The sequence below is a fragment of the Bartonella vinsonii subsp. berkhoffii ATCC 51672 genome (assembly GCF_902825225.1).
Classification (GTDB): domain Bacteria; phylum Pseudomonadota; class Alphaproteobacteria; order Rhizobiales; family Rhizobiaceae; genus Bartonella; species Bartonella berkhoffii.
Genome location: NZ_CADEAK010000287.1, coordinates 1 through 397 on the forward strand (window position 1 = coordinate 1; position 397 = coordinate 397).

At 36.3% G+C, this 397-nt stretch carries 1 protein-coding gene; it reads right to left on the reverse strand.

Annotated elements, in window-relative coordinates; all coding sequences use genetic code 11:
- Nucleotides 1-180: 180 nt before the first annotated feature.
- A partial coding sequence (locus tag J7R10_RS09295; RefSeq protein WP_208436530.1) for a protein-export chaperone SecB occupies nt 181-397 on the reverse strand: 217 nt, incomplete at its 5' end.

Below are 397 nucleotides of genomic sequence, written 5' to 3' on the forward strand. Positions count from 1 at the left end.
TGATTGGATTAGAAAAATCTGTCCAGATTGTACCGTTTAGTGGAAATGATACAGATGTTATAAATATCGCAATGCTTGCTGATTATCATGCGAGAAAACTGTAAAAAAACAAAGGCCCATGATATTTCAGGTTTTTATTGAAAATAAAGAAACGATCTTTTAGGATGGTTGTATCTGACTCTAAGTATCTTTTTGTTCTTCAGCAAGTCGCTTTTGAAACAGAGCAGCAAAATCTGTCGGATCAATCCACAAAGGTGGAAAACCACCATTTTGAGTGGCGTCAGAGATGATTTGCCGCGCAAATAGAAATAAAAGACGGGGACATTCGATAAAAACGAAAGGCATTACGAGTTCTTGTGGAATATTTTTAATATGGAAAACCCCAGCGTAAATGAGT